Raw genomic sequence first — 20332 nt, 5'->3', positions numbered from 1 at the left:
AAGACATCCACCCAAGGAAGAGACCATGTTCAACCGCTTGAATCCGCGCGCCCTCAGCATCGGGCAGAAGCTCGGGCTGCTCACGGCCAGCGCCATCGTGGGCGTGGCGGCGCTGACGGCCCTTTTCCTGATGTCGGAGCGCAAGCTCATCCTGGAAGAGCGGCAGGCCAGCGTGCGCCAGGTGGTGGAAAGCGCGCATGGCCTGCTGGTTCATTACCACGCGCTCGCCGCCAAGGGCACGCTGACCGAACCGCAGGCGAAGGAGCAGGCGATGCAGGCAATCCGCGGCCTGCGCTACAGCGGCAGCGAGTATTTCTGGATCAACGACATGCAGCCGCGCATGCTGATGCACCCGATCAGCCCGGCGCTCGAGAACAAGGATCTGTCCTCCAACAAGGATGCCACCGGCAAGCAGCTGTTCGTCGCGTTCGTCGACACCGTCAAGGCCGACGGTGCGGGCTTCGTTAACTACCTCTGGGCCAAGCCGGGCAGCGACAAGCCGGTGCCCAAGGTCTCCTACGTGAAGGGCTTCGAGCCCTGGGGCTGGATCATCGGCTCCGGCGTCTACGTGGACACGGTGCAGGCCACGATCATGAGCCGGGCCATCGGCCTGTCGATCAGCGCGCTGGTGCTGGCCGCAGCACTCTTCGCGCTCGGCTGGGCGATTTCGCGCGGCCTGCTGAAGCAGCTCGGCGGCGAACCGATGGTCACGGCCGGCATCGCGCACCGTATCGCAAAGGGCGACCTGGCGGTCCGCATCGACCTGAAGCGCGGCGACCAGGCGAGCCTGCTGCATGCGGTCCAGGCCATGCGCGACAGCCTGGCCAAGGTGGTGGGCGAAGTGCGCCACGGCACCGATGCGATCGCGACGGCCTCGGGGCAGATCGCCGCAGGCAACCAGGACCTGTCGTCGCGCACCGAGGAGCAGGCCAGCTCGCTGGAGCAGACGGCCGCCTCGATGGAAGAACTCACGAGCACCGTCAAGCAGAACGCGGACAACGCACGGCAGGCCAACCAACTGGCCGTCTCCGCTTCCGAAGTGGCGGTGCGCGGCGGCGGCGTGGTGAGCCAGGTGGTGGACACCATGGGCTCCATCAACAGCTCGTCCAAGAAGATCGTCGACATCATCGGCGTGATCGACGGCATCGCGTTCCAGACCAACATCCTGGCCCTGAACGCGGCCGTCGAAGCTGCAAGAGCCGGCGAGCAAGGCCGCGGCTTCGCAGTCGTCGCTTCCGAGGTGAGAAACCTCGCGCAACGCTCGGGCGCAGCCGCCAAGGAAATCAAGGGCCTGATCGACGACTCGGTGGACAAGGTCGAGGCCGGCAGCCGCCAGGTGGCCGAGGCGGGCCGCACGATGGACGAGATCGTGGACAGCGTCAAACGCGTGACCGACATCATGGGCGAGATCACGGCCGCGAGCCAGGAGCAGAGCACGGGCATCGAACAGGTGAACCAGGCGATTGCGCAGATGGACCAGGTGACGCAGCAGAACGCGGCACTGGTGGAAGAAGCGGCCGCCGCGGCGCAATCGATGCAGGAGCAGGCCGCGAGCCTGGTCGAGTCGGTCAGCGTGTTCCGGCTCGAGGCCGGCAGCGCCGCTGCCACGCCCCAGGCTTCCGAGAAGTCCCGGCGCCTCGTGCCGGGCAAGAAGACCCACGAAGCACCTGCGTCACCGCAGCTGGCCATGGCCGGCGCAGCCGGTGGCGGGTGGCCAGAGTTCTAGCCAACAGCGACAGATATCCGATGAGCACTACAACATCCCAACAGACCGCCGACAGCCGAAACACCGCCCCGTCGCGGGCCGGCCGCCCCCTGGAATTCCTTTCCTTCACGCTGGGCCAGGAGGAATACGGCATCGACATCCAGAAGGTGCAGGAGCTGCGCGGCTACGACGCGGTGACGCGCATTGCGAACGCGCCGGAGTACATCAAGGGCGTGGTGAACCTGCGCGGGATCATCGTTCCGATCATCGACATGCGCATCAAGTTCAGGCTGGGCACGCCGAGCTACGACCAGTTCACGGTGGTGATCGTGCTGAACATCGCAGGGCGCGTGGTGGGCATGGTGGTGGACAGCGTGTCGGACGTGATCACCCTGAGCGCGGAGCAGATCAAGCCGGCGCCGGAGATGGGCTCGGTGCTGGACACCGACTACCTGATCGGGCTGGGCACGCTGGACGAGCGGATGCTGATCCTGGTGGACATCGACCGGCTGATGTCCAGCGACGAGATGGGCCTGGTCGAAAAGATCGCTGCCTGAGGCCGCCGCAGCCCGAGAGAAATCGGCCGGCGCGCACAACCTTTTCCTGCGGCAAGTGCGCACGTTGCGTGCTTGCCCTTTCCTGATCTTCTGGAGTGACGAGCATGTTTCTGAGCAATATTTCCATCGGCAAGCGGCTGGCCGTCGTGATCGGCGTCATCCTCGCCCTGTCTCTCACGAGCAGCGTGCTTGCCGTGCTGAAGCTGCGGCAGCTCGGCGAGGAAATCAATGCGATGGTCGAGAAGAACATCAAGACCGAGCGTGCGGGCGCCGACTGGCTGCGCAACACCAACTCGGGCATACAGCGCGCCGCAGCCATTGCCAAGAGCAGCGATGCGAGCCTGATCGCCTACTTCGCGCCGGCCACGGCCCTCTCCATCAAGGAGACCAACGATCTGCAGAAGTTCATCGAGGAACAGATGGACACGCCTGAAAAGAAGGCGGTGTACGACAAGGTCGGCGAGCTGCGCAAGGCCTACCTCGCGGCCCGCGAGGAGGTCAGCAAGGCCAAGCTGGCGGGCGACATGGAAGGCGCCAACCGGATCTTCAACGAACGCTTCGAGCCCACCTCGCGCAGCTATCTCGCGGGTGTGCAGCAGATGGTGGACACGGAGCGGGCGCTGCTCGATGCCGCGGCCGAACGCAGCAAGGAGATGCGCGCCAGCACCAGCCTGATGCTGGTCGTCTTCGGCGCGCTGTCGCTGGGCCTGGGCCTGGTGCTCGCCTGGCTGCTGGTGCGCAGCATCACCCATCCGCTGCGCCGCGCTGTCGAGGTGGCCGAAGCGGTGGCCGCCGGCGACCTGACCAGCCGCATTGAAGTGACGACGAAGGACGAGACCGGCCAGTTGATGCACGCGCTCAAGGGCATGAACGGCAGCCTGGCCAAGGTGGTGGGCGAAGTGCGCCACGGCACCGATGCGATCGCGACGGCGTCGGGGCAGATCGCCGCGGGCAACCAGGACCTGTCGTCGCGCACCGAGGAACAGGCGAGTTCGCTGGAGCAGACGGCCGCCTCGATGGAAGAACTCACGAGCACCGTCAAACAGAACGCCGACAACGCGCGCCAGGCCAACCAGCTGGCCGTCTCCGCTTCCGAAGTGGCGGTGCGCGGCGGCGGCGTGGTGAGCCAGGTGGTGGACACCATGGGCTCCATCAACAGCTCGTCCAAGAAGATCGTCGACATCATCGGCGTGATCGACGGCATTGCGTTCCAGACCAACATCCTGGCCTTGAATGCGGCGGTGGAAGCTGCAAGAGCGGGTGAACAAGGCCGCGGCTTCGCAGTCGTCGCCTCCGAAGTGAGAAGCCTCGCGCAACGCTCGGGCGCAGCCGCCAAGGAAATCAAGGGCCTGATCGACGACTCGGTGGACAAGGTCGAGGCCGGCAGCCGCCAGGTGGCCGAGGCGGGGCGCACGATGGACGAGATCGTGGACAGCGTCAAGCGCGTGACCGACATCATGGGCGAGATCACGGCCGCGAGCCAGGAGCAGAGCACCGGCATCGAACAGGTGAACCAGGCGATCGCGCAGATGGACCAGGTGACGCAGCAGAACGCGGCGCTGGTGGAAGAAGCGGCCGCCGCGGCGCAATCGATGCAGGAGCAGGCCGCGAGCCTGGTCGAGTCGGTCAGCGTGTTCAAGCTCGACAGCGACAACGCGCCGCGCCCGCTCGTGCAGATGCAGGCCCGCGTCCAGCCGGCGCTGCCGCCGCGCAAGGCGGTGCCCGCGCTGAAGGCGCCCGCCCGGCCGGCAGCGGCCCGCCACGCGGCCGGCACCCGTTCCGCTCCAAGGCTCGCCGCGGCCCAGGCCGCCGCGCCGGGCGACTGGACCGAGTTCTGACACGCACCGCAGGAAAAGCAAAATGAAATGGTTCCTGAAGCTTCGTGTCGCCGCCAAGCTGGTTCTCAGTTTTCTCGTGGTCGCGGCGGTAGGCGCCGCGGTCGGCGGGCTCGGCATCTTCCACATGGGGCGCATCAACGCCTCGACGGAAAACCTCTACAGCCACGACCTGCGCGCAATGAAGGCCGTGCAGGCGGCCAACATCCACCTGCTCGACGCGAGCCGCGCCCAGATGGGGCTGCTGTCGGCCGGTACCAAGGGCGAGCGCAATGCCGGCTTCACGGAATTGAAGAACGCCGTGAAGGCGCTCGAATCGAACGTGGCCGAGGTCAAGCCGCTGCTCGAAGAGACGCCCGAGGGCCGCGAACTCAGCGAGCAGTACCAGCGCCTGATGCCGCCGCTGCGAAAGCACATGGCCGATTTTGCCGACCTGATCGCCAAGCAGTCGCTGGACAGCTCGCAGTTCGAAGGCAGCGTGCCGCAGGAGAGCGAGCAGCTGCTCAAGGAGTCGCGTGCGCTGGAGAAAGTGCTTCAGCGCATGGTGGCCTACAGCGACCAGCAGGCCAGGGACAGCATGGAGGATGCCGCGCGCACTTTCAAGACCTCGCGCCTGCTGATGGTGCTGATGGCGCTGGCCGGCATCGCCATCAGTGTGGGGCTCGGCGTGGTGGTGGCGCGGCTGCTGGCACGGCAGCTGGGCGGCGAGCCCGGCTATGCCGCCGATGTGGTCGGCCGCATCGCAAATGGCGACCTGACTGAAAGTGTGCAGGCCCGCTCGGCCCGCGCCGGCAGCCTCTTGTTCTCGATCAAGCGCATGCAGGACCAGCTGACCGAGGTCGTGGTGCGGATCAAGAATTCCAGCGATGCGATCGCGACGGCCTCGGGCGAGATTGCCGCGGGCAACCAGGACCTGTCCTCGCGCACCGAGGAGCAGGCCAGCTCGCTGGAGCAGACGGCCGCCTCGATGGAAGAACTCACGAGCACCGTCAAGCAGAACGCCGACAACGCGCGGCAAGCGAATCAACTGGCCTTGTCGGCTTCCGAGGTGGCGGTCAAGGGCGGGAATGTCGTGGGCCAGGTGGTCGACACCATGGCCTCGATCAATGCCTCCTCGAAGAAGATCGTCGACATCATCGGCGTGATCGACGGCATTGCGTTCCAGACCAACATCCTGGCGCTCAATGCGGCGGTGGAAGCTGCCCGTGCCGGCGAACAGGGCAGAGGCTTCGCGGTGGTGGCCTCCGAAGTGCGCAACCTCGCGCAGCGCTCGGGCGCAGCGGCCAAGGAAATCAAGGGCCTGATCGACGACTCGGTGGGCAAGGTGGACATGGGCAGTGCGCTGGTGGGCGAAGCCGGCAAGACCATGGCCGAGATCGTGGGCAGCGTGAAGCGCGTGACCGACATCATCGGGGAGATCACGGCGGCGAGCCAGGAGCAGAGCACGGGCATTGAACAAGTGAACCAGGCCATCGCGCAGATGGACCAGGTGACGCAGCAGAACGCGGCGCTGGTGGAAGAAGCGGCCGCTGCGGCGCAGTCGATGCAGGAGCAGGCCGCGAGCCTGGTGCAGGCCGTGAGCGTGTTCAGGCTCGAAGGCGGGGCGCAAGCCCTCCATGCGCAAACACCGCGCACGCCCGAAGCGCCGGCCCGGCCGACCGCGAAGCCGCGCAAGAAGGAAGCCGTGGCCTCCGCTCCGCCGCTGACCCTGGCCGGCGGCGCCGCGGGTGCTGCGGGCGATTGGACCGAGTTCTAGACCCCACCCCACAGGAAAGAACCCTGATGAAAGCCGCAGCCACGGACTCGTCCCAGCCAACGCGCCCCTTCGTCTCGCTGGCGCGCACGCTCACCGTCAGGGCCGCCCTTGCCATTCTGCTGGTGACGGTGCTGCTGCTCGCGGCGTTCTATGCGATCGGCTCCGCGCAGCAGCAGCGCAGCGCCGCGCAATACGCCAATGCCAAGGCCGAAGCGATTGCGCGGTCGCTCGACATCTTTGACCGCACCATGCAGCTGACCGCGGAGAACGCTTACGGCGTCTTCCGGCGCCAGTTCTCGGCCACCTTCGCTGTCGAAGATGCTGCCCAAGGCATCGTGAGCAGCTACGGCACGCCGATCGATGGCGCGAGCACGGGCGAGGTGGATGCCTTCGCGCGGGATTTTCCCGGCGCCAACGCCACGGTGTTCGTGGTGCAGGGCGAAGACTTCCGCCGCATCACGACCTCGGTCAAGAAGGAGAACGGCGAGCGTGCCATCGGAACGCTGCTCGACCGCAAGAGCGCCGCGTATCCGGTGCTGCGCTCGGGCAGGAAATTCGTCGGCCGCGCCATGCTGTTCGGGCGCCCCTTCATGACGGTCTACGAGCCCGTGCGCGATGCGGCCGGCCAGGTCGTCGCGGTGCTCTACATCGGCCTGGACATCTCGCAGCAGCAGGCCTCCTTCGGCGAAGCGGTGGGCCAGAGCCGCATCTTCGACACGGGCGGGCTCTACATCGTCAACCCGGGCGCAGATCCTGCCGCTGCCACGCTCGTGTTCCATCCGTCGGCGGCCGGCAAGAAGCTGTCCGAGGTTGTGCAGGGTGCAGATCCGGCAGGTTGGCTTGCACGCCTGAAGGGCGAGGACGCCTCGTGGATCGACGATGCACCCGCTGTGCTCCTGCCGGTGCAGGCGGGACGGCGCTATGCATCCGTGAGCAGGAGCGACGCGGCCGGCTGGCTGGTGGTGGCGGAGATTCCCGCCTCGGAGGTGATGGCTGATCTCTACCGCGAGATGCGCCTGCTCGGCGGCTTCATGGCGCTGGCCGCGCTGCTGCTGGGCGCGGGGCTGGTCGTCTTCATCCGGCGCATGGTGCGGCCGCTTCGCGTATTGAGCGAGCATGTGCAGGCCATCGGCCAAGGGGACCTGTCGCGGCCGCTGTCGTCCGAGCGCCGCGACGAGATCGGCGTCATCACGCGGGCCGTCGAGTCGATGCGCGGCGGCCTGGCCACCGTGGTGAGCGGCGTGCGCCAGGGCACCGATGCGATTGCGACGGCCTCGGGCGAGATTGCCGCGGGCAACCAGGACCTGTCCTCGCGCACCGAGGAACAGGCGAGTTCGCTGGAGCAGACGGCCGCCTCGATGGAAGAGCTCACGAGCACCGTCAAGCAGAACGCCGACAACGCGCGGCAAGCGAATCAACTGGCCTTGTCGGCTTCCGAGGTGGCGGTCAAGGGCGGGAATGTCGTGGGCCAGGTGGTCGACACCATGGCCTCGATCAATGCCTCCTCGAAGAAGATCGTCGACATCATCGGCGTGATCGACGGCATCGCGTTCCAGACCAACATCCTGGCGCTCAATGCGGCGGTGGAAGCTGCCCGTGCCGGCGAACAGGGCAGAGGCTTCGCGGTGGTGGCCTCCGAAGTGCGCAACCTCGCGCAGCGCTCGGGCGCAGCGGCCAAGGAAATCAAGGGCCTGATCGACGACTCGGTGGGCAAGGTGGACATGGGCAGTGCGCTGGTGGGCGAAGCCGGCAAGACCATGGCCGAGATCGTGGGCAGCGTGAAGCGCGTGACCGACATCATCGGAGAGATCACGGCGGCGAGCCAGGAGCAGAGCACGGGCATTGAACAAGTGAACCAGGCCATCGCGCAGATGGACCAGGTGACGCAGCAGAACGCGGCGCTGGTGGAAGAAGCGGCCGCGGCGGCACAGTCGATGCAGGAGCAGGCCGCGAGCCTGGTGCAGGCCGTGAGCGTGTTCAAGCTGGACGGCCCGCCGCGCCAGGCCGCCACCGCCCTGCGGCAAACCAGCCCTGTCCATTACCACGCGCCCGAGGTGGCACCCCTCTGAGGCCGCGCCTTCGCCGTCCCTTCACCCCCATTCAGTATTCCGGTATTCCAAGATGAACTTCCTTTCCAACATGCGCATCGGCACGCGCCTGGCCATCGGCTTCGGCCTGGTTCTCGCGCTGACCCTGGTCTCGGCGGCGTTCGCCCTGGTGACCGCCCGAAGCAATGCCGAGGCCACGCGCCTGATGATGCAGAGCCCGCTCGCGAAGGAGCGGCTGATCTCCGACTGGTACGTGCTGACCTACTCGGCCATCGCGCGCACCGCGATGATCGCCCGGACCACCGACGAAACGCTTCCCATCACCTTTGCCGACGTCATCTCCGACAGCGTCAAGAAGGGCGGCGAAACCATGGCCAAGGTCGAGGCCCTGCTGGTGACCGACGTCGAGAAGTCGACCTTCAAGTCCATCGTCGAGCTGCGGGCCAAATACCAGGCCGCCAAGGACGCGGTGCAAAAGGCCAAGGCCAGTGGCACCCCGGGCGAGGCGGAGGCGGTGTTCAAGAACACCTTCCAGCCGGCCGCCAAGGCCTATGAAAGCCGCGTGCTCGAACTGCTTGCGCTCGAGCGCAAGGCGATCGACGACATGAGCCATGCGATCGATGCGGCCAACGAGCGAGGCTTCAACCTGCGCATCGTGCTCACGGTGCTCACGCTGGTGATCGGCGCGGGCTGCGCCTTCCTGATTGCGCGCAGCGTCACGCAGCCGCTGGGCCGCGCGGTGAAGGTGGCCGAAACGGTGGCGAATGGCGACCTCGGCTCGGTCATCGAGGCCCACTCGCGCGACGAGACCGGCCAGCTCATGCAGGCGCTGAAGCACATGAACGAGAGCCTGGCCAAGGTGGTCGGCGAGGTGCGCCAGGGCACCGACACGATCGCGACCGCCTCGGAGCAGATCGCAGCCGGCAACCGGGACCTGTCTTCGCGCACCGAGGAGCAGGCGAGTTCTCTGGAGCAGACGGCCGCCTCGATGGAGGAACTCACGAGCACGGTCAAGCAGAACGCCGACAACGCGCGGCAAGCGAATCAACTGGCCTTGTCGGCCTCCGAAGTGGCGGTCAAGGGCGGGAATGTCGTGGGCCAGGTGGTGGACACCATGGCCTCCATCAACAGCTCGTCCAAGAAGATCGTCGACATCATCGGCGTGATCGACGGCATCGCGTTCCAGACCAACATCCTGGCCTTGAATGCGGCGGTGGAGGCTGCAAGAGCGGGTGAACAAGGCCGCGGCTTCGCAGTCGTCGCTTCCGAGGTGAGAAACCTCGCCCAGCGCTCGGGCGCAGCCGCCAAGGAAATCAAGGGCCTGATCGACGACTCGGTGGACAAGGTCGAGGCCGGCAGCCGCCAGGTGGCCGAGGCGGGGCGCACGATGGACGAGATCGTGGACAGCGTGAAGCGCGTGACCGACATCATGGGCGAGATCACGGCCGCGAGCCAGGAGCAGAGCACCGGCATTGAACAAGTGAATCAGGCCATCGCGCAGATGGACCAGGTGACGCAGCAGAACGCGGCACTGGTGGAAGAGGCTGCCGCCGCGGCGCAGTCGATGCAGGAGCAGGCCGCGAGCCTGGTGGCGTCGGTCAGCGTGTTCCGGCTCGAGGCCGGGAGAGACCTGGCGCCTGCTGCAAGCCTGCCCGGCGACGCCCGCACGGGCCTGGCGCTGCGCACCTCGGAGCCAGCCTTCGCCTAGCGAGAAAAACAACCCTTCGATCTGGAACTGATGAGAGTCAATCTACCCGTTACCGCCAACGAATATCTGCTCGACGATGACGCAGCACTGGTGTCGCGCACCGACCTGAAAGGGCGCATCACCTACGTCAATCCGGCCTTCGTGGCCGCCAGCGGCTATGCCGTGGCGCAACTCATCGGCAAGCCGCACAACATGATTCGGCACCCCGACATGCCCCCGGAGGCCTTTGCCGACATGTGGGAGACCCTGAAGCAGGAGCTGCCCTGGACCGGCGTGATCAAGAACCGGCGCGAGAACGGGGACTTCTACTGGGTGCTCGCGAATGTGACGCCGATCCGCCGCAGGGGCGAGGTGGAGGGCTACATGTCGGTGCGCAGCAAGCCCGATCGCGCGGACGTGGCGCAGGCCGAGCAGCTTTACCGCAGGTTCAGGGAAGGCCATGCCCAGGGCCTGGCGATCCGGCAGGGCGAGGTTGTCAAGCGCGGCTGGACGAGCCTGCTGGCCCGCCTGCGCCGCCTGCCCATCCGGCTGCGCGTGCTGGGCTCGACCTCGGCCGCGGCGGTATCGATGCTGGTGCTCGGCGCTGCCGGCCATTTCGGCTGGGCCGGCCCCGAGGACTGGGCTGCCGGTGCCGCGGTGTGCGCGCTGGCGTGGGCGGGCTTCGGCTACTTCCTCGACCGCACAGTGTTCCGCCCCATGGACCAGGCGGTGCGGGTGGCGCAGGCCATCGCCGCCGGGGGCATTGCGAGGTTCGAGGTCCGCCCCGAGGACGAGATGCGCCACCTGCTTCGCGCGCTGAACCAGATGAGCGCGAACTTCTCGGCCGTTGTGGTGGATGTGGACAGCAACGTGTCGAGCGTGGTGTCGGCCTCGACCCAGATTGCGGCGGGCAACCAGGACCTGTCTTCGCGCACCGAGGAACAGGCGAGTTCGCTGGAGCAGACGGCCGCCTCGATGGAAGAACTCACGAGCACCGTCAAGCAGAACGCGGACAACGCACGGCAGGCCAACCAACTGGCCGTCTCCGCTTCCGAAGTGGCGGTGCGCGGCGGCGGCGTGGTGAGCCAGGTGGTGGACACCATGGGCTCCATCAACAGCTCGTCCAAGAAGATCGTCGACATCATCGGCGTGATCGACGGCATTGCGTTCCAGACCAACATCCTGGCCTTGAATGCGGCGGTGGAAGCTGCAAGAGCCGGCGAGCAAGGCCGCGGCTTCGCAGTCGTCGCTTCCGAGGTGAGAAACCTCGCGCAACGCTCGGGCGCAGCCGCCAAGGAAATCAAGGGCCTGATCGACGACTCGGTGGACAAGGTCGAGGCCGGCAGCCGCCAGGTGGCCGAGGCGGGCCGCACGATGGACGAGATCGTGGACAGCGTCAAACGCGTGACCGACATCATGGGCGAGATCACGGCCGCGAGCCAGGAGCAGAGCACGGGCATCGAACAGGTGAACCAGGCGATTGCGCAGATGGACCAGGTGACGCAGCAGAACGCGGCACTGGTGGAAGAAGCGGCCGCCGCGGCGCAGTCGATGCAGGAGCAGGCCGCGAGCCTGGTCGAGTCGGTCAGCGTGTTCCGGCGCGCCGCGTGAAAGCGCAACCAGCCGAAATGTTCCAGCGGGCACTTCATTTTCCGCGCCGCCTGCCGATAGACAGGAAGCAGGTATCGCAAGCGATGCCCGGTGCCAACAAGAAAACGTTCTACAGGTAAAGCCTCATGTCGATGTTCCAAACGGGCCTGTCCGGCCTGAGCGTCGCGCGATCCGCGCTCATGACCACGGCCCACAACACGGCCAATGTGTACACGGCCGGCTACAGCCGGCAGACCGCGCTGGTCTCGTCCAACGGCGGCACGACGACCGGTGCGGGTTTCATCGGGAATGGCGCGCGCGTCACCACGGTGCAGCGCAGCTACGACGGCTATCTCACGGCCCAGCTCAACGGCGCCGAAGCCGCGGGCGCCGCGCTCGCGAGCTACGGATCGCAGATCAACCGCATCGACTCGCTGCTGGCCGACAAGACCGCGGGCCTCACGCCGCTGATGCAGAGCTTCTTCGCCAGCGTGCAGGGCGTGGCCAACACGCCGGCCGACCCGGCAGCGCGCCAGCAGCTCATCAGCGCGGCGCAGACGCTGGCCAACAAGTTCCGCGCCACCGACCAGTACCTCACCGACCTGAACGGTTCGGTCAACGACCAGATCGAAGGCAGCACCGCGCAGATCAACACCTATGCCAAGCAGATCGCGAGCCTGAACCAGCAGATCAGCCAGCTCAGCGCGATGGCCGGCGGCCAGCCGCCCAACGACCTGATGGACCAGCGCGACCAGCTGGTGAGCGAGCTCGGCAAGATCGTGGGCGTGAAGGTTCTGGAGCAGGACAGCGGCCAGTACAACGTCTTCATCGGCAACGGCCAGACGCTGGTGCTGGGCGACCGGGCCGCGCAGCTGCAGGCGGTTTCGTCCGCCGCCGACCCGACGCGCAAGGCAGTGGCGCTGGTCGGCCTCACGGGCACGGTGTCCGAGCTCAACGACGACGTGATCAGCGGCGGTTCGCTGGGCGGCCTGCTGGCCTTCCGCGCCGAGACGCTCACCACCACGCAGAACGCCGTCGGCCGCCTCGCCATGGCGCTGAGCAGCGAGTTCAACGAGCAGCACAAGCTGGGCGTCGACCTGAACGGCGTGCTGGGCACCGACTTCTTCTCGCAGGCCGTGCCGGGCGTGTTCTCCAATGCGCGCAATGCGGGCGACATGGTGCTCGGCGCCAGCGTGGCCGACACCTCGCAGCTCACGACCAGCGACTATTCGGTGCAGGTGAAGGACGTGGCGGGCACGCTCACCTACAGCGTCACGCGGCTGTCGGACAAGCAGCCGATGGGCGACTTCACCACCTTTCCCGCCAGCTTCGACGGCGTCAGCCTTGCGGTGGCCAGCGGTACCGCGCAGGCCGGCGATTCCTTCCTGGTGCAGCCGACGCGCAGCGGCGCGCGCGACATGGACGTGCTGGTGCGCGATACGGCCAAGGTGGCCGCCGCATCGCCGCTGGCCACGGGCAAGGCGGTGGGCAACAAGGGCACCGGCGCGCTGAGTCCCGCCGTGGTCGACGCGGGCTACCTGGCCACGCCGCTGGCCGCGACGGTCACGCTCGCCTACGACGCCGCGGCCAACACGCTGTCGGGCTTTCCGGCCACCTCCGCCGTGACGGTGACGCTGGCCGATGGCACATCGACCAACTATGCGGCCGGCACGGCCGTGCCCTACACCGCGGGCGCCTCCATCCGCTTCGACGGCATCGAGGTCAAGCTCAGCGGCGCGCCCGCCGATGGCGACACCTTCACCATCGGCAAGAACGCGGGCGGCGTATCCGACGGCAGCAATGCATTGCTGCTTGGCGCGCTGCAGCGCAAGACCGCGATGGACGGCGGCACCTCCACCTTCAACGGTGCCTTCGCCAAGCTGGTGAGCGAGGTGGGCAACCGCGCCATGGAAATCCGCGTGGCAGAGAAGACGCAGGAGAGCGTGACGGGCCAGATCCGCGCCAGCCGCGACTCGATCTCGGGCGTGAACCAGGACGAGGAAACCGCCAACCTGCTGATGTACCAGCAGATGTACCAGGCCAATGCCAAGGTGATCCAGACCGCATCGACCATGTTCGACGCGATCCTGGGCATCCGCGGCTGAGCCGGCCGCCTTTAGAAAAGAACCTACGGAGCCGCGATGCGCATCAGCACCCAATCCTTCTACGCCCAGAGCATGAGCTCGCTGGGTTCGCAGCAGCAGCAGCTGTTCCGCATCCAGCAGCAGCTCGCCGCGGGCACCAAGTTCCTGACGGCTGCCGACGATCCGGTGGCCGCCGCGCGTGCGCTGGGCGTAAGCCAGTCGATGGCGGAGTCGGCGCAGTACGCCACCAGCCGCAGCCGCGCGATGCTCTCGCTCTCGCAGGAAGAGACCGCGCTGAAGTCGGCCACCTCGATCATGCAGAACATGAAGACGCTCGCGGTGCAGGCCGGCAACGGCACGCTGTCGGACGCCGACCGCGCCTCGCTGACCACCACGCTGCAGGGCAACCTGGACCAGCTGGTGAACGTGGCCAATGCCGACGACGGCAACGGCCAGTTCCTGTTCGCCGGCTTCAAGAGCGCGAGCCAGCCCTTCGTGGCGGGGGCCGGCGGCATCCAGTACATGGGCGACCAGGGCCAGCGCCTGATGCAGATCGACGTGTCGCGCCAGATGTCGACCACGGACGACGGACGCAGCGTGTTCCAGTCGGTGCAGGGCGGCGCGGGCTACGTGAGCTCGGCGGGTGCCGGCAACACCGGCTCCGGCGTCTTCGGCGCCGTGGGCGTGACCGATGCGAGCGCGGCCAACTACGGCAAGGACTTCGTGATCAGCTTCAGCGGCGGCAACTACACGGTGGCCACGCAGGACACGCCGCCCGTGGTGGCCGCATCGGGCGCCTACGTGCCGGGCGCCGCGATCTCGTTCGGCGGCCTGCAGATCACCATGAGCGGCGCGCCGGCCGACGGCGACACCTTCCAGGTGGCCACGGCGCGCAATGCCGGCACCGACGTGTTCGCCGCCATCGGCGAGCTGGTCACTGCGCTCAGGCAGCCGCTGGCCGGCAACGGCGACGCGGCGAAGGCCGATCTGCTCAACGCGCTGAGCACCTTCAACGTCAAGATCACCAATGCGCACGACAACGTGCTCACGGTCATGTCGTCGGTCGGCTCGCGCATGAACGAGCTCGACGCGCTCAACACCAGCGGCGCCTCGCGCGACCTGATCGACAAGGGCTACCTCTCGGAGCTGGTGGACCTGGACCCGGCCAGCGCCATCTCGGAATTCCTGCAGCGCCAGACCTCGCTCCAGGCCACCCAGCAGACCTTCGCGCGGCTGCACAGCATTGCGCTGTTCAACTACCTGTGAATGCGAGGGGCGTGCGGCTCAGGGCCGCAGCGCCTGCATCAGCTGGGGCAGCGAAGACAGCGCGGCGGCAAAGCGCGGCTCCATGAAGGCGCCGAGCTGCGGCATCAGCAGCTGCAGCATGCCGATGCCCGCCAGCAGCGTGAGCGGAAAGCCGACCGCAAAGATGCTGAACTGCGGCGAAGCCCGGTTCAGGATGCCCATCGCAAGGTTGAGCGTGAGCAGCGCGGTCACCAGCGGCAGCGCCAGCATCAGCCCGTTGGCAAAGATCCGTCCGCCGCCGGACACCAGCAGCATCCAGCCCTGCGCGGCCAGCGGCGCATTGGCGATCGGCAGCGTGTGGAAGCTCTCGGCCAGCGCCGCGAGCATCAGCAGGTGGCCGTCCACCGCCAGGAAGAGAAGAATGGCCAGCATGTGCATGAGCCGCGCAACCACCATGGTGGCGCCGCCGGCCATGGGATCGAAGAAGGACGCGAAGGACAGGCCCATCTGCAGGCCGATGTACTCGCCCGCGGCCAGCACGGCCGCGAACACCATGCGCATCGCGAAGCCGATGGCACCGCCGATGAGCACCTGCTGCACGATGATCCACACGCCGCCCGCGGAGACCACCGGCACCGCGGGCATGGGACCGAGCGTGGGCGCAATGGCCACCGCCAGCAGCGCGGCAACAGCCACCTTGGTCTGGCGCGCGACGCCGGGCTCGCCGAACACCGGTGCGGTGCTCACCAGCGCCAGCATGCGAACGAAGGGCCACAGGAAGGCCGTCAGCCAGGCGGTCAGCTCCGCCGAAGTGACGGAGAAGATGGCGGGCATGTCAGCGCGCGCTCAGGCGACCAGCTGCGGGATGCTCGAGAACAGCGTGCGGATGTAGTCGAGCATCTGCGCCAGCATCCAGGGGCCGGCAAGCACCAGCACCGCGAACACCGCCAGCAGCTTGGGAATGAAGGACAGCGTGGCTTCGTTGATCTGCGTTGCAGCCTGGAAGATGCTGATGACCAGGCCCACCACGAGCGCCACCAGCAGCATCGGCGCACCCAGCAGCAGCGAGACGTGGATGGCCTGGCTGCCCAGGGACATGACGGATTCGGGAGTCATTGCGCGCCTCTAAAGATAAAAGCTCTCGGCCAGTGCGCCGATCAGCAGCTGCCAGCCGTCGGCCATGACGAACAGCATCAGCTTGAAGGGCAGCGCGATGGAGGCGGGCGGCACCATCATCATGCCCATCGACATCAGCACGCTGGCCACCACCAGGTCGATGATCAGGAACGGAATGAAGATCGTGAAGCCGATCTGGAACGCGGTCTTCAGCTCGCTGATCACGAAGGAGGGCAGCAGGATGCGCAGCGGCACTTCCTCGGGGCCTTGCATGTCGGGGATCTTCGCGAGCCTGGCGAACAGGGCCAGGTCGTTCTCGCGGGTCTGCTTCAGCATGAAGGACTTGAAGGGCGCAATGCCCTTCTCGAGCGCCTTCTCGGCCGTGATCCTGTTTTCGGAGAAGGGCTTGTAGGCCTCGTCGTGGACCTTGTCGAACACCGGCGCCATCACGAAGAAGGTGAGGAACAGCGACAGGCCCACCAGGATCTGGTTGGGCGGCGACGACTGCGTGCCGATGGCCGTGCGCAGCAGGCCCAGCACGATGAGGATGCGCGTGAAGCTCGTCATGCTCAGCAGCAGCGCCGGCAGGAAGCTGAGCGAGGTCAGCATCACCAGCGTCTGCACGCTGAGCGACCAGGTCTGGCTGCCGCCCGGGCCGGGCGTGCTGGTGAGGCCGGGCAGGCCCTGCGTCCAAGCCGCCGTCGGCAGCGCCAGGGCGAGCAGCATCAGCGCAAAGCCGGCAAGGCTTCGCTGGCGGGCGGTGCGCATCATGGGTGGGGCCGCTGCGCAAGGCCGAGCGAGTCGCGCAGCTTCTGGGCGAACAGGCCCGCCGCGCCGGCCAGGCGGGCGTCGGGCACTGCGCGTGCAGGGGCCGCCGCGGGCAGCGCCTGCGCCGGCAGCGAATGCAGCGCATTGACCCGGCCGGCCGCAACGCCCAGCACCAGCCAGGTGCCGCCGACCTCGACCACGACCACGCGCTCGCGCTGGCCGACCATGGTGCTGGAGACCACCTTCACCGATTGGCCGCCGCCCAGGCGCTGCAGGCCGAAGCGGCGCGCGGCCCAGGCGCACAGGAAGATCAGGGCCAGCACCGCGAACATGCCGAAGCCGGCCTGCAGCAGGCTGGAGGCGCCGACGGCCGGCGCCGCCTCGGCGGGCGAGGGCACGGTCGGCAGCGCCGCGTGGGCTGCGAGGCATGCGGCAGCCGCAATCGATGCGGCGGCCTGCGGCAGCCGCCTGGCAAGGAGATTCATGACCGCCCGAGCTTCTGCATACGCTCGGAGGGCGTGACGATGTCGGTCAGGCGGATGCCGTACTTCTCGTTGACCACCACCACCTCGCCCTGCGCGATCAGGTAGCCGTTGATCAGCACGTCCAGCGGCTGGCCGGCCAGGCCGTCGAGCTCGACCACCGAGCCCTGCGAGAGCTGCAGCAGGCTCTTGATGGTGATGCGGGTGCGGCCGAGCTCGGCCGTGAGCTGCACCGGCACGTCGAGGATGCGCTCCACGTCCACGGGCGAGCCGGCGCCGGTCGCCATGGCCTGCAGCGGCTGGAACACGCGGCTGCCGGCGGGCGCGGCGGCCGGTGCGGGAGCGATCGCCGGCGGGGCGGCGGGAGCGAAGGCGGGAGGGGACGCGGAGGCCGCGGTCTGTTCGGCCAGCGCGCTGGCCCAGTCGTCCGCATCGCTGGTGGATGGGGTGTTGTCAGTCATGGTCGTTCTTCGGATCGCTGTCTTGGTGGGAGATCATCTGCAGCACGCGCAGGGCATAGCGTTCGTTCGACACCCCGTAGCCGCATTCCATGACCGGAATGCCGTCCACGCGCGCGGTGATCGAGGAAGGGAGCTCGATGGGCAGCACGTCGCCCACCTGCAGCTTGAGCACCTCGCCGATGGTCGAGGGCAGCGTGATGAATTCGGCGCTGAGCTCCACGTCGGCGCTCTGCATCTGCTGCGACATCTGGCGCACCCAGCGCTTGTCGACCTCGATCTCGTCCTGCACCGGGTTGGACAGCAGGTCGCGGATCGGCTCGATCATCGAATAGGGAATGCACACGTGCAGGAAGCCGCCCACCGGGCCGAACTCGATCTGCAGCGTGGTGTTGATCACCACTTCGTTGGGCGCGACGATGTTGGCGAGCTTGCCGTGCATCTCGGCGCGCACGTAGTCGAAGCTCAGCGGGAACACCGGCTGCCAGGCGTCGGCATAGCACTGCAGCGTGAGGTTCAGGAGCCGCTTGATGATGCGCTGCTCGGTGCGCGTGAAGTCGCGCCCCTCGACGCGCACGTGGTAGCGCCCGTCGCTGCCGAACAGGTTGTCGACCACCAGGAACACCAGCTTCGGATCGAACACGAACAGCGCCGTGCCGCGCAGCGGCTTCATGTGCAGCATGTTGATGTTGGCCGGCACCGGCAGGTGGCGCACGAATTCGCCGTACTGCTGGATGTGCACCGGCCCGACCGAGATGTCGGGGCTGCGCCGCATGAAGTTCAGCAGCGAGCTGCGCAGGTGGCGGGCAAAGCGCTCGTTGATGACCTCCAGCGTGTGCATGCGGCTGCGCACCACGCGGTCGGGCGCGCCCAGGTCGTACACCGGCAGGCCGTCCGTGCGGGCGGCGGCGCCGTCGCTCTGCTCGGGCGCGCCGCCGGTGACGCCCTGCAGCAGCGCGTCGACCTCGTCCTGGGAGAGCACTTGTTCATAGGCCATGGATCGGCGGTCCGGAAAGGGTTACTGCACCACGAAGGTGTTGAAGGACACGCTGGCGATCTCCTGCGGCGGCAGGCCTGCGCCCAGCGGGCGGCTCAGCTCGGCGCGGATCTCCTCGGCCAGGCGGGCCTTGTCGGCGGTCGTCACCAGCGATTCGGGCGGGCGGTTCGACAGCAGCAACAGCACCCGGCTGCGGATCTCGGGCATGAATTCGACGATGCGCGCCTTGGCCTGTTCGTCGCGCACCTTGAGGGCGATGCCCACGTGCAGGAAGCGGCCGCGGCCTTCGGACTGCACGTTGACAGTCAGCGGCTCGAGGGTCACGAAGATCGGCTTCTCAGGCACGGGTGCAGCGGCTGCGGCGGGTTCGGCCGGGGCGCGCTGGCGCAGCAGGAAATAGCCGCCGGCGGCGGCCAGCGCGCCGGCCAGCACGACGATCAGGAGCACGATCCACAGCCTGGACGAACGTGCGGGGGAAGGGGGAACGGGAGCGAGTGCGACAGGAGGACTGGTAGCCATATGGGTGCTGCGAAGCGAATCGGTTTCGGACTATTCTTTGCCAGGTGGCTGGCAGGCGAAGGGCTGATCAAGCGCGGGAAAAGCTCTCAGATCCCGCGTTCGCCATCTCATGCGAAGGTGTCGACGCCGGCACTGGGCCTGCGAAGCGCCGCAGGCGCCGGCATGCTGCGCAGCGGCTCGGTGGTGGCGATGGCTTGTGCGCGGCTGGCCGCGGCGTAGTCGGCCTGCCGCGGCGATCCCTGCGGCTGGGGCTGCTGGCCGAAGGCGCCGCTTTGTCCGGGCGAGGGATGCGATTCCGCGCCGACCGAGGCCTGGCCCAGGCTGATGCCGTGGTCGGCGAGGCTCGCGCGCAATTGCGGCAGCGCGACTTCGAGCGCCTTGCGCACGCTCTCGTGCGCCGAGGCGAACATCGCCTGCGCCTGGTTGTCGCCCATGGTGAGCGTGACCTTGAGCGGGCCGAGGCCGGCCGGGTTGAGGTTCAGCTCGGCCACCTGATAGCCCGCGGCGGTCATGCGCAGCACCTGGTGGCCGATGGCCTTGCCCCAGGCGGCCGAGCCGACCGACGGCTCCACGCTGAGGATGGGCGTGTGCGGCGAGGCCGGCGGCACGTTCGTGCGCGCGGCGGCGGCCGCGGCCGGCGTGAACGGCATCGGGGTGGGCACGCTGTCGGAGGCGGGCGCCGCCGCGTCGGATGCGGCGGCCAGGTCGGCGGTCTTGTCGGCGGAGATCATGGCGGTGGCCGGTGCCGAGTGGGTGTCGGCATCGGCGGAGAGGGAGGCGGTGGATGCGCCGCGTGGGTCGGTGGCGGCCGCTGCAGGAGCCGCGGCGATGTGGGTGCCGGTTTCAGGCGCCGCAGCATCGGCGGCCGGGGTCGCGGCCGTGTCTGTGCCTGTGCCAGCAGAAGCCGGCGGCGGCACAGCGGCTGCGGCCTGCACGGCGGCGCGTGCATCCGCCGGTTGCGCGGCGTCTGGGGCTGGCGCCTGCTGCGCACCGTGTGTCGGCTTCGTTTGCGCAGTTGTTTCGCCTTCGGCATCCGCCGCCATGGCTGTCTTGCCTGCCGCAGCGTCTGCGGTCTCTCCAGCCAGCGTGTCGACCGGCGCATCGCCCGGCACCACGGCCTGGATGCCGTCGGGCATCGAGGCCGCCGCGGGTGCACCGGCCGCCAGCGCAGCGGTGGCGGCGGAGGGTGGCGCCACCAGCGGCGCGAAGAAGGACATCGGCAACAGCTCGGCGGCAAGCTCGTCCTTGCGATCGCCGGCGCGCGAGGCCTTTCGGCGGTGCGTGGCTTCGAGTGCGGACGATTCGGCCTCTTCGGGCGCCTGCGCTGCGCCCGCGTTGCGCGAGCGGGCCAGCGCCGCATCGAAGCTGCGGCCGCCGGGCTCCTCGGCGTTGCGGCCGCGTGCACCGGAGGCAGCGGAAGAAGCCGCGGAGGCAGCCGCACTTGGGCTGAAGGAAGGGGCAATGGGAGAAGGCATGGCGGGGCGG

Annotated in this window: 17 protein-coding genes; 9 read left to right on the top strand and 8 right to left on the bottom strand. The window is 68.0% G+C overall.

The window, feature by feature from the left end:
- The first annotated feature begins 25 nt into the window (after positions 1-25).
- The 9 genes from ACAM54_RS20610 to flgL all read left to right on the top strand — a co-directional run bounded on the left by ACAM54_RS20610 (position 26) and on the right by flgL (position 14528).
- Positions 26-1726, top strand: a complete 1701-nt coding sequence (locus tag ACAM54_RS20610) for a methyl-accepting chemotaxis protein (RefSeq protein ID WP_369648792.1) — start codon at positions 26-28, stop codon at positions 1724-1726.
- A 20-nt stretch (positions 1727-1746) separates the two neighbouring features.
- Entirely contained in the window at positions 1747-2262 is a 516-nt protein-coding gene (locus ACAM54_RS20605; RefSeq protein ID WP_145747820.1) for a chemotaxis protein CheW, read from the top strand.
- Positions 2263-2366: 104 nt separating this feature from the next.
- A complete protein-coding gene (locus tag ACAM54_RS20600) occupies positions 2367-4100 on the top strand; it encodes a methyl-accepting chemotaxis protein (protein WP_369648791.1) in 1734 nt (577 codons plus the stop codon).
- Between the two features lie 22 nt (positions 4101-4122).
- The gene (locus ACAM54_RS20595) at positions 4123-5853 is read left to right on the top strand and encodes a methyl-accepting chemotaxis protein (protein ID WP_145747818.1); all 1731 of its coding nucleotides are present in this window, start codon (positions 4123-4125) and stop codon (positions 5851-5853) included.
- A gap of 26 nt (positions 5854-5879) precedes the next feature.
- On the top strand, positions 5880-7922 hold the full coding sequence (locus ACAM54_RS20590; protein ID WP_369648790.1) for a methyl-accepting chemotaxis protein: 2043 nt from the start codon (positions 5880-5882) through the stop codon (positions 7920-7922).
- 52 nt (positions 7923-7974) lie between these two features.
- The gene (locus ACAM54_RS20585; protein WP_369648789.1) at positions 7975-9609 is read left to right on the top strand and encodes a methyl-accepting chemotaxis protein; all 1635 of its coding nucleotides are present in this window, start codon (positions 7975-7977) and stop codon (positions 9607-9609) included.
- Positions 9610-9639: 30 nt separating this feature from the next.
- The gene (locus tag ACAM54_RS20580) at positions 9640-11199 is read left to right on the top strand and encodes a methyl-accepting chemotaxis protein (RefSeq protein ID WP_309927375.1); all 1560 of its coding nucleotides are present in this window, start codon (positions 9640-9642) and stop codon (positions 11197-11199) included.
- 125 nt (positions 11200-11324) lie between these two features.
- Positions 11325-13283, top strand: coding sequence for a flagellar hook-associated protein FlgK (gene flgK / locus ACAM54_RS20575; RefSeq protein ID WP_209500649.1), 1959 nt, complete (start codon positions 11325-11327; stop codon positions 13281-13283).
- 36 nt (positions 13284-13319) lie between these two features.
- Positions 13320-14528: a flagellar hook-associated protein FlgL gene (flgL, locus tag ACAM54_RS20570; protein ID WP_369648788.1), complete on the top strand. Its 1209-nt coding sequence runs from the start codon at positions 13320-13322 to the stop codon at positions 14526-14528.
- An 18-nt stretch (positions 14529-14546) separates the two neighbouring features.
- Here the strand turns inward: flgL and fliR are convergent, their stop codons facing one another.
- From fliR to ACAM54_RS20530, 8 genes are all read right to left on the bottom strand, one after another.
- Complete coding sequence (fliR, locus tag ACAM54_RS20565) at positions 14547-15341, bottom strand: flagellar biosynthetic protein FliR (protein ID WP_369648787.1); 795 nt, start codon at positions 15339-15341, stop codon at positions 14547-14549.
- A gap of 12 nt (positions 15342-15353) precedes the next feature.
- Entirely contained in the window at positions 15354-15623 is a 270-nt protein-coding gene (fliQ, locus tag ACAM54_RS20560) for a flagellar biosynthesis protein FliQ (protein WP_015866953.1), read from the bottom strand.
- Positions 15624-15632: 9 nt separating this feature from the next.
- Positions 15633-16349, bottom strand: coding sequence for a flagellar type III secretion system pore protein FliP (fliP, locus tag ACAM54_RS20555; RefSeq protein WP_225612686.1), 717 nt, complete (start codon positions 16347-16349; stop codon positions 15633-15635).
- A 41-nt stretch (positions 16350-16390) separates the two neighbouring features.
- Positions 16391-16876 carry a flagellar biosynthetic protein FliO gene (fliO, locus tag ACAM54_RS20550; protein ID WP_369648786.1) on the bottom strand — a complete coding sequence of 162 codons (486 nt, stop codon included), beginning with the start codon at positions 16874-16876 and terminating at the stop codon, positions 16391-16393.
- Positions 16873-17334, bottom strand: a complete 462-nt coding sequence (gene fliN / locus ACAM54_RS20545) for a flagellar motor switch protein FliN (RefSeq protein ID WP_369648785.1) — start codon at positions 17332-17334, stop codon at positions 16873-16875. The genes fliO and fliN overlap by 4 nt, the downstream gene beginning before the upstream one ends.
- Positions 17327-18328, bottom strand: a complete 1002-nt coding sequence (gene fliM, locus ACAM54_RS20540) for a flagellar motor switch protein FliM (protein ID WP_124956755.1) — start codon at positions 18326-18328, stop codon at positions 17327-17329. Before fliM ends, fliN begins: the two co-directional genes overlap by 8 nt.
- Positions 18329-18349: 21 nt before the next feature.
- Positions 18350-18847, bottom strand: coding sequence for a flagellar basal body-associated protein FliL (gene fliL, locus ACAM54_RS20535; RefSeq protein WP_209537215.1), 498 nt, complete (start codon positions 18845-18847; stop codon positions 18350-18352).
- A gap of 107 nt (positions 18848-18954) precedes the next feature.
- Positions 18955-20322, bottom strand: a complete 1368-nt coding sequence (locus ACAM54_RS20530) for a flagellar hook-length control protein FliK (RefSeq protein ID WP_369648784.1) — start codon at positions 20320-20322, stop codon at positions 18955-18957.
- Positions 20323-20332: the final 10 nt, after the last annotated feature.

Source organism: Variovorax sp. V93 (assembly GCF_041154485.1).
Lineage (GTDB): Bacteria > Pseudomonadota > Gammaproteobacteria > Burkholderiales > Burkholderiaceae_C > Variovorax > Variovorax beijingensis_A.
The sequence above is the reverse complement of the archived record's forward strand: the minus strand, read 5'-3'. Positions and strand labels throughout refer to the sequence as shown.